At 67.7% G+C, this 15107-nt stretch carries 8 protein-coding genes; all 8 read left to right on the forward strand.

What is annotated here, in order from left to right; translation table 11 throughout:
- Positions 1–225: 225 nt before the first annotated feature.
- Entirely contained in the window at positions 226–807 is a 582-nt protein-coding gene (locus HMPREF3042_RS02585) for an ECF transporter S component (RefSeq protein WP_224783742.1), read from the forward strand.
- A 107-nt stretch (positions 808–914) separates the two neighbouring features.
- The gene (locus HMPREF3042_RS02590) at positions 915–3116 is read left to right on the forward strand and encodes an ATP-binding cassette domain-containing protein (RefSeq protein WP_246822293.1); all 2202 of its coding nucleotides are present in this window, start codon (positions 915–917) and stop codon (positions 3114–3116) included.
- Positions 3117–3289: 173 nt separating this feature from the next.
- Positions 3290–5062 (forward strand): AMP-binding protein, encoded by a 1773-nt coding sequence (locus HMPREF3042_RS02595; RefSeq protein WP_070855983.1) that lies wholly within the window; start codon positions 3290–3292, stop codon positions 5060–5062.
- 10 nt (positions 5063–5072) lie between these two features.
- Complete coding sequence (locus HMPREF3042_RS02600; RefSeq protein ID WP_070856059.1) at positions 5073–11402, forward strand: non-ribosomal peptide synthetase; 6330 nt, start codon at positions 5073–5075, stop codon at positions 11400–11402.
- Positions 11395–12573, forward strand: a complete 1179-nt coding sequence (locus HMPREF3042_RS02605; protein WP_070855984.1) for a saccharopine dehydrogenase family protein — start codon at positions 11395–11397, stop codon at positions 12571–12573. The genes HMPREF3042_RS02600 and HMPREF3042_RS02605 overlap by 8 nt, the downstream gene beginning before the upstream one ends.
- Complete coding sequence (locus HMPREF3042_RS02610; protein WP_070855985.1) at positions 12570–13613, forward strand: ABC transporter ATP-binding protein; 1044 nt, start codon at positions 12570–12572, stop codon at positions 13611–13613. Before HMPREF3042_RS02605 ends, HMPREF3042_RS02610 begins: the two co-directional genes overlap by 4 nt.
- The gene (locus HMPREF3042_RS02615; RefSeq protein WP_070855986.1) at positions 13610–14362 is read left to right on the forward strand and encodes an ABC transporter permease; all 753 of its coding nucleotides are present in this window, start codon (positions 13610–13612) and stop codon (positions 14360–14362) included. The genes HMPREF3042_RS02610 and HMPREF3042_RS02615 overlap by 4 nt, the downstream gene beginning before the upstream one ends.
- Positions 14359–15096, forward strand: a complete 738-nt coding sequence (locus HMPREF3042_RS02620) for an ABC transporter permease (RefSeq protein ID WP_070855987.1) — start codon at positions 14359–14361, stop codon at positions 15094–15096. Before HMPREF3042_RS02615 ends, HMPREF3042_RS02620 begins: the two co-directional genes overlap by 4 nt.
- Positions 15097–15107 lie beyond the last annotated feature (11 nt).

Raw genomic sequence — 15107 nt, forward strand, 5'->3', positions numbered from 1 at the left:
CGGGCACGGTGACCGCGCCCCGTGAGGGGGCACCATCGTGGTAACGGGGGAGGGGGTAATTTCAGTGAATTTAGCCTTGCGTAAGGCGATAAGCATTGCCTAACCTAATGCTGTTTTAGGTGGTGTTCCCGATCGGGAACCGGCAACGGAAGCGAGGCGGCGACGATGAACGGAAAACGTGGATCGACCGGAGAGCCCCTCTCCGGAGAGGGAGTCGGGGACGCGGTGGCGTCGCAGACGGATGACGGGCGGTTGGTGCACGTCGCACCGGTCGCAGCGGGTGGCCGACCATCCACCCGCGACATGCTCGTCGCCGCCGCGATCGGCGTTGCGGGGTCTCTCATCATCGTGCCCCTGACCTACCTGCAGGTGTTCGCCGGCATCGCCCACGTTTATCTCGTCGCGGCGACGCTCGGGTTGTGGTTCCTGCAGTGCGTTGTTCCCCTCATCGTCGTCCGCAAGCTTGGCGCGAGCCTCATCGCGTGCCTTGCCATGGGCGTCGTGTCCGCGGCGACCACCCCGTTCGGCGTCGCCGCAATCGGGGCGCTGATTATGGAAGGATTGCTCATCGAGCTTCCGTTCATGGTCACCCTGTACCGGCGGTGGACGCGTCCCCAGTTCGTGGCCTCGGCGATGTTGTTCTCCGCGCTGATGGGAACGATGGCCCCGCGCGCAGTCGGCGTCGACTCGCCGACCACGCCCATGACCCTGATCAGCTTCGCCGTAGCCTTGGCATCGAGCTTGGTGTTTTTGGTCCTGGGCTTTGCCGTCGCAAAGGGGCTTCGCAGCCGCGGGGTCACCCGGTGACCGGCGGAGCACCCGCGTGCGCCGGTGCGACACGCGGGACGGCCCCGGCCCGGTTACGGGTTAGTGGTGCAGGTGTGCGGCACGCCGATGGGCGATGGGCACCCGACATGGTGGATCTCTCCTTCGATTTCGGCACGATCAACGCCATCACGGGACCCGTGGGATGCGGAAAGACGAGCCTGGCCCACCTCATCGCTGGACTGATCCCCTCGCACATCCCCATCGACCATGCCGGATTCGTGCACATCATCGATGCCGACGGCACCGAACGCCCCGTGGACGGGGACCGGGTCACCTTCGTCGGGCAAGACCCGGCGACGCAGGTGCTCACGCTCCGAGTCGTCGATGACGTGGCCATGGCCCTCGAGTTTTCCCTCGTGGAAGCCGGTATCGTCGCCAAGCGATCAGCCGAGGCTCTATCGGAGGTCGGGCTGTCAGAGCTCGCGGAGAAGGATCCGTGGGCTTTGTCGGGCGGGCAACGCCAGCGGATGGCCATCGCCGGTGCGGTGGCCAGGGCGCCGGAGGTCATGATCTTCGACGAGCCCGCGGCCCACGTCGACGAGGACGGTCGCCGGTCGCTGTTCGCCGCCATCCGTGATTTGCGGGCCCCGGGGCGCGTTATCCTGCTCATCGAGCACGACCTCCGCCCGTTCGACGGGTGGGTCGACACGGTGACGGTCCTCGATGCGGACGGGAGCGTCGCCGCCCACGGAGCGCCGGATGGCATCGCGGTGAAGGGCATTGCGACGACGGCCGCGACCGCCGGAACGCCGGACGCCAGTACGCCGGGCGCGGGGGCGCCGGACCGTCCCGATCCGGAATCGGAGGCGGATGCCGTTCCACTGCTGGCCTTGACCGGAACCCACGTGGCCCGAGGCGGGGAGAGGATCCTGAACGGGGCCGATCTGACACTGGAACGGGGCGAGATTCATGCCCTAGTCGGTGCCAACGGAGCCGGTAAGTCCACCTTGCTGGCGGTGCTGTCGGGCCAGATGAAGGCGGGAGCGGACCTCCGGATTGACGGCGCGTCCGCCCGGCGCGTGCCCGACGCCTTCGCGTCGTTGGCGTTCCAGAACCCCGAGCACCAGTTCACCCGCGCGACCGTCGCCGCGGAAATCGACTCCGCGCTGGCCGGCACGGACCCGCACGGACCACTCGGCGCCGATGAGCTGCGGAAACTGCGGGACGCCCTGTGCCCCCGGGCACTTGACCCCGTCTCGCCGTTCGTCCTGTCGGGCGGACAGAAAAGACGGTTGGGCATCTTCCTGGCGGTGGCAGCCAATCGCCGTTTGCTGCTTCTCGACGAGCCGTTGGCGCACCTGGATTCGCCGAGCTCGCGCATCGTACTGGATGCCCTAGCGGAATACGCCGGGGCCGGCGGAACCGTTGTGTTCACGTGCCACGACCGCCGTGCCGCGCGAACGTGGGCGGATCGGGCGAGCATCGTCGCCGAAGGGAAGGTCGCCTGGTCCGGTCCCGCAGCCGACGTGCCGGCTTTCCCGGGGTCGTCCCGGCGGGATCGCGCACTGCCCGCGGCCGGCGCACGGACGTCCTTGGACGAAAGCCCCTGGACCAGTGGATCCGCCGCTCGAAGGCGCGCGGGGTTGAACGCCATCACGATTGTCGCGGCGGTGATGCTCGTCCTCGTCGCCGGGCTGCTCTCCGGCGGAGACGCCGTTCTCGCCCTGACGGTGGTCGCGTTCCTCGCACTCGCTACGATCGCGGAACGCGACGTTCGGGCGACGGCGGGGAAGGTCCTTCTCGTCCTGTTAATCGGGGTGTTCTTCGGCCTGCTCGGGTGGCGCTCCGAGTTCTACGGCGGTGGGGATGCGGCGCAGGCCGTCCGCCACGGCATCCATCACGGACTGCTGCTGACGGCCGTGTTTGCGGGGACGGTCCTGGTCTCCGCGTGCATGCGCGTCGAGGAGCTTTTCGACGCCATGGTGCAACGCCTCCGGGTGCCCTACACATGGTGCACCATAGCGATTTCCGGGGTGAGCATCGCGGCGTTCCTGCGCAGCGAAATCCCCCATCTGACATGGGCGATTAGATTGCGCTCAATGCGACCGGGGCAGTCTTTCCGCTCCGGCTTCATCCGCGCGACGACGCCCGCGCGCATCGCCTTTCCCCTGTTCGTCAGCGCCGTGCGCTGCGCCGAAAAGCTGTCCCTGACCCTGGCGATGCGCAACTTCGGCCGCCATCCGCGGCGCACCTTCCGCACCGATTACCCCTGGCGAGTGCGTGACGGGTTCGTGGCCGCAGCGTCCGCCGCGGCCTTCGTCGCCGCCCTGGTGTCCGCAGTGACTTGACGGGCACCCGGAACCGGCGGGTCCCGGGCCCGCGAGCGTTTCCGAGCTTGTGCGGAGACGCGCCCCACCCAGTTTCGTCACCCTTTCAACCCTTCAGACACATCCGCCGGGTCACGCCATGCGGCCCGGTCCGCCCGGCACCGGCATGGCGCCGACAACCGAAAGAGGTACCAATGAACACGATCCGGACCATCAGCGACGTGCTTCGGGACAAGGCCGATGAGACGAAAAAGGGGATCACCTTCGTCGAGAATCGGCGGGACGTCTTCGTCCCGTATGGCCGGGTCCATGCGGAGGCGGTGGCGGCTGCGACTCGGTTGGCCGAAGCCGGCATCGGCCCCGGCGATCGCGTGATCTTCCAGGTTTCGGAGAACCGCGGGCTCATCCGGGCGTTCTGGGGCTGCGTCTACGCCGGCGCGGTTCCGGCGCTTGCGCCGCCGGTGTCGGGCCCGGTTGACGTCGACAGGGTGCGGACGCTCTCGGACATGATGCCCGGGGCCCCGATCCTGGTCGACGAACGCAGTCACACGCTGCTCACCGGCGCAAACGGTACCGTGGTCGTGGGCGAGGACCGGCTGCTCGACGTGTCCATCGTCAATGACGCTGCCGCGGAACCGGGTGCGGCGATGCCGGGTGATGCTGAATCGGACTTCTCTCAGGCGGGGGACGTGGATTCCGGGGATGGCGCCGGGGCGGTCCCCGCGTTCCCGGTGCGAGGTGGGACGGCCGGCGAAGCCCTTATCCAGTTTTCGTCCGGCTCCACGGGATCGCCAAAGGGCGTCATCGTAACCAACGAGTCCGTGCTGAACGGTCTGCGCGCGACGATCCCACGCCACGCGCACCGGTACGAGAACAAGATGCTCACGTGGCTACCTTTGACCCACAACCTTTCGCTGATTGGCTTCCACGTCTACGCCCTTTTTCGTGGGTACGACCAGGTGTTGCTGCCGGTTTCCGAGGTGGTCGCCGATCCCCCGAGGTGGTTCGAGGCCGTGACCAGGCACCGGCCGACGGTGACAGTGTGCCCGAACTTCGCATTCAAGCATTTCCTGCGCCATCTCGAGCGCCGGCCCCTCGGGGATGACCACGGTTACGACTTCTCCAACGTCCAGAAGCTGATGAGCGGTTCTGAACCCATCGACGCTCCATTGGCCCGGAAGTTCCTCGCGGCGATGTCCGCCATGGGCCTCCGGGAGGATGCCCTGACCTCCGCCTACGGAATGTCCGAAGCTTGCCTGCTGGTCACGACCCGGGACATTTACTCGGGTCTGTCCACGGTGCGACTTGATCGGACGGGCATCGCCACGGGGCAGCGTTTCGAGGACATCGAGAGCGAGTCCGGAGCTGAGTTCGTCGCCTTGGGCAAGGCCGTCCCGGGGATCTCGTTGACCATCCGCGATGACGGGGGCAGGGTCCTCGGCGACGGCACCGTCGGTGAAATCCACATCGCCGGCGCTCCGATGACCCGCGCCGCGATCACAGCAGAGGGGATCGTGGAGCACGAGCTCACCGATGACGGGGCGTTCGCAACGGGAGACATGGGCATTCTCCGCGACGGCGAGTTGTTCGTCCTCGGCCGGAAGAAGGACATCATCTTCGTCAACGGCCGGAATTACTATTCGGCTGATTTGGAAGCCGTGCTGGAGAATGCGCTTGACCGCGATGTTGCCGTTCTCGGCCGGAGCAACCCAGCCACGGGCGAAGAGGAGATCGCCGTGTTCTTGGCCAGGCGGACCCCGACCGATCGTAAGGCCGACGATGCGACCGGTGCCGGGCAATCGGACGGGGATGAACCTCCAATCGATGAACAGGCGGTGACCCGGTCCGCGACGACCGAGCTGATGCGCGTCGCCGGGGTGCCCGTCTCCCGGGTTCTGTGGGTCGACGAACTGCCCGTCGCGTCGAACGGCAAGAAGCTCCGCCGCAAGCTCGAGGCTCTGCTCTGAGGCGATGACGATGACCAATGAAACGATCGCGCCGGCCGTCGCATCTACCGCTGTGGGAGGAGCCCGCACCGGGGCCCGAGTCGCCCCCGAAAGGCTGTCGGAGTCCATCGCCGACGCCATCGGCGTGCACCTGGATTCGGCGGACGTGAAACTCCGCGACCACATCCCGAACTCCCTGACTTTCCTCCAGATGCTGCTGGCGCTGGAGGACGAGTACGGGGTCACCATCGATTACGCGGCGATGGACCCCGGGGTCACGGTCGCTGATTTGGCGGCCGTCATCGACGCCGCCCGGGGTGGCGCTGATGCCGGATCTGCCGCAGGCGCCGCTGCCGGGGCCGACCCCGCTGTAGCGACGGGTGAGTCGGATGACGGCTGTGCCGGCAAAAATGGGGCCGGTCCCGCGGATGCAGTCCCGCTCAATCCAATCCAGACCGCCTACCTGCTCGGCGCGGACGAGGACATCGAGCTTGGCGGCCAAGCGACGTACATCTACGCGGAATCCCGGCACGACTATTCGTTGCCGCAGGTGGAGGAGGCCGTGCGGACGGTCTTCGGGCGTCACGACGTGCTGTTCCATCGGCTCGACGTCGATGCCGGGGTCTTGAGCCCGACCGGCGCGTGCCTCGCCACCGTCGAGGTAGTCGAATCCGGCGACGATGTCGACGCGGCGGTGGGGGAGATCCGTCGGGACATGCGAACCGCGGCGCGATCGTCGAACGAGGACGGTCCCATGGTCGCCGCGAGGCTGCTCGCAGATGCGGGTGGGTGCAGGATGTTCATCTACTTCAACATGATCGTCATGGATGCGGGTTCGGTGTACCTGTTCTTCGACGAGCTCGAATCCCTGCTGGCCGGGGAGCCGCCGGCTCCGGCTTCTAGATATGGGGATGCCCTGGCGGCAATCTCTGCGCGCCGGCGCGACGGGAAACGAGCCGAGGACCTCGCCTATTGGGAGAAGAAGGTCGCAGATCTGCCGCGGCGCCCGGAGTTCCCGACGGCCGTGAGGGGTGACGACGATTGGTCGACCCGGCGCTTGGGCACGGTGCTCGACGCGGAGATCACCGCCAAGCTCGGCGAACGGGCCCGCCGCATTGGAGTTACCCTGTCATCGCTGGTAATGGCCGTCAACGCCGCCGTCGTCTGCAGGTGGCTGCCCGAATCGGCGTTGACGGTCAACGTGACTGTCAGCGAACGCAGCGGCCTCGCCGCGGGTACGAGGGTGATGGGAGATTTCACTTCATCGATGCTCGTCGGCGTCGACGCCGGGAGAGCCGCGACCATCGATGGGTTGGCGGAGGCGATCGACCTGGACATCCGCGAAGGGCTGTCCCACCGCGGCGTTTCCGGTGTGGAGGTGCTACAGCGATTCCTCCGGGACGCGGCCAATCAGACCCAGGCCACTGCTCCAGTGGTGTTCACCAGCTACCTCGGCGGCGAGCGGGGCAGCGGGCGCAGCCCGGTCATCGAACGCATCTACACGCAAACCGCGCAGGTGTGCCTCGACATCCAAGTGATGCCGGCATCGGGCGGGATGACGTTGTCGTGGGACGTGGTCGACGATTACTTCCCTGCGGTAGATGCGATGTTCGGGGCCGTTGCGGAGGCCCTGGACGTGGTGGCGGAGGGGGGAGAGGCTCTGCCCATCCGTCATGCGGAGACGGAGGGGGCCGTCGCCCGCTACAACGACGCTGCAGGCCCGATCCACGATGACACCCTGGTTTCGCTTGTCGAAGCCGCATACGCGGCGGCTCCGGACGCGCCGGCCGTGCGCCTCGCCGCCCGGGGCATCTCGTACACCTACGCAGAGGTCTGGGCCCGGGCCGGACGCATCGCCCGCCATCTCTCAGATTCCGGCGTCGGGACGGGGGACGCGGTGATCGTGCGCTACACCAAGCATCCCGACGACATCGTCAACATGGTCGGCGCATTGCGTGCGGGAGCCGCATTCGTGCCCGTCGACGCGGGCATGCCGACCCAGCGACAGGAATACGTCGTGGAAGCCTCAGGTGCGTCGGGCCCGATTCTGGACACCGGCGTGATCGATGAACTGGACCAAAGCGGAGTGGCGGGCGTCGGCAAGCCCGCAGCCGCGGAAGTCTGCGACCGCGCGGGCAGCGCGGGTGCGCACCCTTCGCTTGGCACTGACCCTGACGACCTTGCCTACGTCATCTTCACCTCGGGGACGACAGGCCGGCCAAAGGGTGTGCGGATCAGTCACCGCAACTGCATCAACACCATCCTCGACGTGAACCGGCGGTATGGGGTCACCTCCGCCGATCGCATCATCGGATTGTCGTCGCTGGGATTCGACCTGTCGGTCTACGACGTGTTCGGGGCGTTTGCGGCAGGCGCGACGGTGACGATGGTCGGAGACGAGCGCGACGCCGATGAAATCCTCGACGTCTTGCGGGAAGAGCGGGTCACGCTGTGGAACTCCGCGCCCGCCCTTTTGGAGCTCGCCCTGGTCCGGGCGGCGGACGACGACGTGTTCCCGGATGTGCGCACCGTATTGCTCAGTGGCGATCGCATCGCAGCGGGGCTTCCGGCGCGCGCCATGGACATGTTCCCGAACGCGTCGATTAATAGCCTCGGCGGTGCGACCGAAGGAAGCATTTGGTCCATCCACTGCCCGCTGCAACGCGACAGCCTGGAAAACCGCATTCCCTACGGGTACCCGCTGGCGAACCAGGGCATCCACGTGCTCGCGCCCGACGGGGTGCATTGCCCCGTCGGCGTGCCGGGGGAAATCCACATCAGCGGTCTCGGCGTCGCGCAGGGGTATGCGGCCGATCCGGAGCGGACCGCTGCCGCCTTCGGGGATGTCCCAGGCATCGGGCGCTGCTACCGGACCGGAGACGTGGGCATCTTCAACGCGGAGGGTTTCGTGGAATTTCTCGGCCGCCGCGATCGTCAGGTGAAAATCGCGGGCTTCCGCGTCGAACTCGGAGAAATCGAATCGGTCCTCGAGCGGTCCGGCCTGGTGACCGCGTCGATGGCGGCGGTCGTCGAATCGGGCGGTCGGGGACTCCTGGCGTGCCTTTACGTTCCGGCGGACGACATGACCGGCTCGCGGGATGCCGTCCGGGCCGAGCTCGCCCGCTGCTTGCCAGCGTACATGGTACCGACGGTCCTGCTGCCCGTGGCGCACCTGCCCGTCACCGTCAACGGGAAACTGGATCAGGAGGAAATTCGTAGGCACGTCGGAGCCGCTGGCGGCGGGGCAACGGCCGATGGCGAGGTCGCCGGGGCGGAGGCTGGAGCCGCGGGCGCGGCTGGTTCCGCCGCCCCCGGGGCGATCGAGTTGGTGTCCGGAGTCTTCGACGAGATCCTCGGGGAAGCCCCGTCGACGAGTGCGGCGGATCCGGCGTGCGGCGCGGGAGAGTCCTTCTTCCGCCGCGGCGGCGATTCCCTGCAATTCCAGGTTATGATGCGCGCGATTCGACAGAAGACGGGCGTCCGGCTCCGTTTCCGCGACGTCATCGCCGACCCGACCATCGCTCACATCGCCGGCCTTGTCTCGGAGGCCATGCGGGAGTCCGGTGCCGAGTCTGAAGCCGTCGCCGAGGCAGTGTCTTCCCTCGATTGTGCCGGCGGTGCCGGTTCAGCCGCAGGAGGCGCCAGGGAATCCTCCGCGAGTGCCCACGGGAAGGATCCGGTGGAACAATTCGGGGACGACCCCCACGCGCCGTTCCCCCTGACCGACATGCAGAAGGCCTACTACGTCGGCCGGAACTCCGGGTTCGAGCTGGGCGGCGTCACCGAGCACTACTACATCGAATCCGTCACCGAACCCGGTACCGACATCGACCGCCTGGAGGACGCCCTCGACAACCTCATCCGCAGGCATCCGATGCTGCGCGTCGTGTTCACCGCACAAGCCACGCAGCGGATCCTGCCGGAGGTTCCGCGCTACCGCATTGCCGTCGCCGACTACCGGGCCGCCGATGAGGCGACCGTGGTCGAGGCGGTGCGGCGCAAGCGCGATGAGCTGAGCCACCAGGTATTCGATCTGGGCAGCTGGCCCTTGTTCCATCTGTCGGCGTTCGCGCTCCCGGACGGGCGGCACCGCCTGTTCTTCAGCGTGGACATGATCATCGGAGACGGGGCGAGCCAACGGATTTTCATCGACGACCTGGACAAGCTGTACCGGGGAACGGAGCTTCCGCCCGTCACCGGCGACTACCGCACGTACGTCTTGGAGATGAAGCGCCGGGAGGCTTCGGCGGTCGGGCGCGGCGATGAGACGTTGACTCGGACGGTGGTCGAGGACTTCCCGCCCGGCAACACCCTTCCATCAATCGGTGCGGCCGCGGACGTGGATGTGCCGCGGATGCGTCGCCTGTCGCACACGTTCACCGCTGAGGAAACCGCACTGTTGCGGGAACGGGCCAGCGCCGCCGACGGCAGCGTGTCCGCACTGCTTCTCGCCTGCTATGCGACGAGCCTGTCGCTGTGGTCGAGGGGGGATTCGGTCGGCATCAACATCACCACGTACAACCGTGATCCCGAAATCGCCGACTTCGCCGGCGTCTTCGGTGATTTCACCGGCGTCATTCTGATGCCGGTGAAAGCGGCCGCCGACTATGACCTCCGTTGGTGGACGGCGGAACTGCGTGACCGGCTGCTCGGGCACATGGCGGCCGGGTACTCCGGGGTGTCGTTGCTCGGCGCCATCGCGCGCCACCGGGGCCTACCCGTCGGACAGGCCATCGCGCCGTTCGTGTACACCTCGTTGCTGTTCGGCGAGGGTTCCGCGGCAGGCGATGGCTCGGGCAGGGGTGCCCACGTCCTGGGTGACGTCGATTACGCCATCTCCCAGACCCCGCAGGTGTTGTTGGACAACCAAGTGATGGAGGTCGGCGGGCGTATCAACGTCGCCTGGGATTTCGTCGAGCAGATCCTGGAACCGGAACTGGTGGAGGACATCTTCGACCACTACATCAGGTCGGTGTCGGGCTTCGCCGGGGGCTGCCCCGAAGCGGCGCCGCTGAGCGTCGGCCAGGTTCGGCGCCTGCGCCTGGCGGTCGGGGGCACTTCTTCCAGCGGTGGGGCGATCGGCGACGGCGTCGCGGGCGCGTCATCGGCGGAGCGCGACAGGTCGGGCGCGATCTCGAGGATCGCATCCGGGGACCTGATGGGCCGAGTTCGCGAATACCTGACGGTCATCACCGGGATAGTCCGGGCCGACCTAGGCGGCGCCGAAGCCGGCGCGGACGACGACCTGTTCCTCCTCGGCTACGACTCCCTGGGATTCGTGAATCTGATGCAGCGGATCCAGGACATGACTGGGGCGTCGGTGCCGCTCGCGGAAGCGCTGGCCAAGCCGACGCCACGTGGCGTGGCCGAGCTCGTCGGCCAGTCGACGGCCACGCCGACCGACCGGCGGGACGCGGATGACCCCGGCGCGTCGGCCGCGGACCGTTCGCTGGTCCTATTGCGCAGCGGCGATGAGGCGCGCCCGATCTTCCTCGTCCACGGCGGATTCGGCACCGTCGACATCTACCGAGACCTGGCCCTCGCGATCCCCGGTGGCGGGCAGGTGTGGGGCGTCGGCTTCGCGGAGTTCGAGAGACCATTCCCCCACGTCATCGGCATCGGCGACATCGCGGTCCACTACTCGGGCCGGGTCCGCGAGGTGCTCGTCGACGGTGCCGCCCCGGCGATCGTCGGATGGAGCCTCGGCGGCACCATCGCGGCCGAGATGGTGCTCCGTTTGGCCGATCTTGATCCCGCGCTGGTGTTTCTCGACAGCCTGGCTCCGGGGATCGCGGTCGACGTCGGGGATTTCGGCGCGGAATCCGAAAAGGGGCTGTTGTCCCGGGTGGCGCCCTCGATCGCCGATCTCCCGCACGGAACGCCGGTTGCCCGCCTCTGGGCGGAGTTCGGCGGGGTCGATGAGACCGACGGGGAACGGGGGGCCCGTCTGCGTGCCCTGGCCGCAGCAGTCGCACCGACGCTCCTGGAGGACCTTGGGCTTTCCGGCGACCGGGTGACGGCGACGGAGTTCAACTCGCTGCGCTCGCTCATCGATGCCCGCACCCGGTACCGGCCCGAGGGTCGGGTGAGGGAGGCGCTGTTCGTTCTCCCCGATGACGGCGAGGCTCACAACCACGACCAGTGGCGGGACCACCTCGTCGATGACCTCTGCGTCGCCGGCGTCGCGGGAAACCACTATTCGTTCGTCCTCGGAGAGGATGCCGCGCTGACCGGGGCCCTCATCGGGGAGTACATCGAACGCCGGCGCCAGGTGCCGGAAACGGACGACAGGGCAGCGGACCCGTCGTCCGAAGGAATCGACCGGTCGCGGGACCGGGGAAACGAGATGGAACATGACTGACCGACGAAACGGCGGGGAAGCACGGGACCGCGACGCGGGCGAACCCGTGAAAGTGCTGGTGGCCGGAGGTACCGGCGTCACCGGACGGCTCGTCCGGGAGATGCTCGGCGTCGTCGACGGGATTGAGCTGGCCTACACTTCCCGGCAGAAACCGGACGATGGCCCGGGGCGGCACTTCCCGCTGAGGATCGCCGCCGGCCATAACGAGATCTGCAGGGTATTCCGCAAACACGATTGGGTGGTCAACTGCACCGGCCCGTTCGAGGTGCACGCAGACTCACTCGCCCGTGCTTGCATTGACTCAGGCACCGGATACATCGACATCAACGATTCGATCGACGCCCGCCGCGCAATCATGGCCCTCGACGGGGATGCCCGGCGGGAGGGGGTTCCGGTGCTCACCGGGTTCGGCCTGTGCCCGGGCTTGTCGACGGCACTGTTGATTCTCGGGGTCCGCGCTGCGGGGGTCGAAGAGGTCCGCGATGTGCGGGTCGATCTGCGAATCGGCGCCGACCAGGAATCCGGGGCCGCGTCGGTCGAGTCGATGTTCCGGACCATCCGCGGCGGATACCGCGCGATGCTCGGCGGCGCCATTGTCGAAGTGCGGCGCAACCCGGTGTCGTCGCAAAGCGGAATCAGCTACGAATGCCCGGACATCGACATCGTACGCGAGGTGTGCCCCTCGATCCGTGGATATTCCTACCACGTCGCCTTCGATGCCCTCCCCGATGAGTCGGTGGAGAAAATCCGCACGTCGAGACTGTACTCGATGCCCGTTGTCTCCGGTCTGCTCGCCCGTCTCGGGGCGGCCGTGACATCGCGGAAGGCACGGGCGAAGGGCACTCCGCAACCCGCCGAGCTGGTCGTCGCACTGTCGTCCGCCGGCGCGGGCGATGCGGGGCCGGCGGCCGAGACGACCGTCGTCCGGGCGACTGGCCCGGGTTCCTACAAAATGACCGCGGCGATTGCTGCCGCCACCGTTGTGGCGGTCGCGGGGAAGCCGGTCGCGCCGGGGTGCCGGGATCTCGTCGGCCACCCCCGGCTCCTCGAACCGGTCCTCGCCTTCGCCCGCGATGCGGGCATTCATATCGAGGTGCCGCATGACAACCCGACCACGGGGCCGCTGCCGACAGCGGCCCACTGCGATACCAAAGAAAAGGGGAAACGATGATGGATCAAGCTGAACGAGGTGCGGCGATCGTCGTCCGCGACCTCACGAAGAGCTACCCGATTGCGGGCAAAGCGGGCACCCCGCCCGAAGGCGGGGCAGGTGCCCCGCCGGACGGCGGGCGCAAGGGAAAGCGCGGTGCCCGGATGCGCAAGCATGTGCTCGACGGCGTGAGTTTCACCGTGCCCGCCGGGGCGATTGTGTCGTTCCTCGGCCACAACGGCGCAGGCAAGACCACCCTCATCCGAATCCTGTCGACGCTCATCACCGCAGACTCCGGCGAGGTGAGCATCTTCTCGCGCGATGTGAAAGAGGATCCGGCGGGCGTGCGCGCTGACATTGCCACCACCGGCCAATTCGCGGCGATCGACGAGAACCTCACCGGCCGGGAGAACCTGGAGTTCTTCGGGCGGCTGCGCGGACTCGACCGCGCCGCCGCGGCCGCCCGCGCGACGGAACTGCTCGCGCAATTCTCGCTCGCAGACAGTGCCTCGACGTTGGCGTCGGCCTATTCGGGTGGCATGCGGCGCCGCCTCGACATCGCCGCGTCGCTGTGCGTCGTGCCCAGGCTGTTGTTCCTCGACGAACCCACGACGGGGCTGGACCCGGTCAGCCGCGAAGAGCTGTGGGGCTTCATCCGGCAGCTGCGGGACGACGGAATGACCCTGGTGCTGACCACCCAGTACCTGGAAGAGGCGGAGGCGCTGGCCGACCACGTCCATCTGCTCAAGGATCGCCGCATCGTCGCCAGCGGAACGCCGGAGGAATTGCGCCGCGACTTCGGGTCGCACGTGCTCCGCGTGTCCTTCGCCACCGCCGCCGAGGCGGAGGTGTTCGCCCGCTGCCTCGGGGGAACGTGCCTGGACGGCGCCCGCGTCGCGGGGAAGTCGGTGTCCCTCGACGTCGACCCCGGACCGCGGGTCCTCGAGGCGGTGGCGCAGGCGATGGAGGCCTCGGAAGCGTCGCCGGATTCGCTGAGCGTGTCGCCGCCCACCCTCAACGAGGTGTTCATATCGATGAACGCGGGGGGTGCGGCGCGATGAGTGCGACGTCGGTCGCGGCGTTCCTCCGCCGGGATCTGCTGCTGTTGCGGCGCAACACCGCGTCGCTGATTTCCATGTTCGTAGTTCCGCCCCTCTTCCTGCTGTGCCTGTACGCGGTGTTTGGGTACTCGGCGGGGCAATCCGGCTTCAGGTACCTGCGTTTCGTGCTCGGCGGCTGCCTGTTCCAGGCGGCGATGTTCACCGCCGCGGCGTCGGCGATGGCAGTGGGACAGGACGTCGAATCCGGGCTCGTTGACCGCGTGCGCGTGTTGCCCGGGGCCACAGGCGGCTATGTCGCCGGCAGGCTCGCCACCGATGTGCTGCGGATGTCCGCGTCGATCGCGGCGCTGCTGGTCGTCGCGTGGTCCTGCGGCCTCGACATGGCTGTCGGTGACGTCGCGTGGACTGTCCTGTGGTCGCTGCTCGCCGCGGCGTTCCTGTCCCTGGTCACGGACGGGGTGATCCTGATGGTGCCCGCCCCGGTGTCGACGGCCTCATCGATTCAGGCGCTGGAAATGCTGCTGCTCATGTTCTCCACCGCGTTCATTCCGGCGACCGCTTTGGACGGCTCCCTTCGCGACGTCGTGCGCCACATGCCTTTTTCGCCGGTGATCGAGGTGATTAGGGCGGCGTCCCCGGACGCCTTCCCGGATCGCGCCGGGGAAGAGGCCGCCCTGTGGCTCGGTGTCGCGGCGGTCGCCGGAATCGTCCTGTTCATTCGCCGGTTCACCTCGAGGAGCGAATCATGATCGGCCCCATCTTCGTGCATCTGCGGCGCATCGCCCACATTTGGCTGCGGCGCCCCGACTTCTGGTTCATGACGTTCATTGCTCCGCTCGTGTACCTGTTCATCGTCAACTGCATGTTCGGTGGCCTGGTCAGGCAGCTCACTGGAGAGTTCGAACTCCGGAACGCGGTCATCCTGGTCGTGACGGCGTGGGCGTTCATCCTGGCCATCACGGGATCGTCCACCGTGTTCGTTGAACGCAGCAATGGCTTCCACGAGCGGTTAATCACCATGCCGTCACCGTACGCGGCCGTGCCGGCCGCACGGATCATTGCCGAGTTCATCCGGATCATGGCGATGACGGCCGTCGTCGCGGCGGTGGCCGCCTTGCTTTCCGACGACCCCCCGGAGGTGTCCTGGTGGTGGAGGATCGCGGTGACCGGCGCGATGGTTGCCGTGGCGGCCGCATGCACCGGCACGTACATCGCGTTCTCCATCACCAGCCCCCAGGGTTCTGTGGCCCTCATCCCGTTAATCATCGTTGCGATGTTCGTCAACACGGTGCTCATGCCTGCCGACCACTTCCGTCCCCTCCTGCGCGGAATCGCCGGGCACACCCCCGTATCCGCGGCCGGCGAGGCCGTCAACGGCACCGGGGCTGCGGGTCTGGTGGTCTGCGCGGCCTGGTTCTTAGGCATCGCCGTGCTCGCGGCGTGGGGCATCGCCGTGAAAACGAGGCCGGGGGAGTCTGCATGACGGGCACGTCC

The organism is Corynebacterium sp. HMSC074C05 (assembly GCF_001838325.1).
Lineage (GTDB): Bacteria > Actinomycetota > Actinomycetes > Mycobacteriales > Mycobacteriaceae > Corynebacterium > Corynebacterium amycolatum.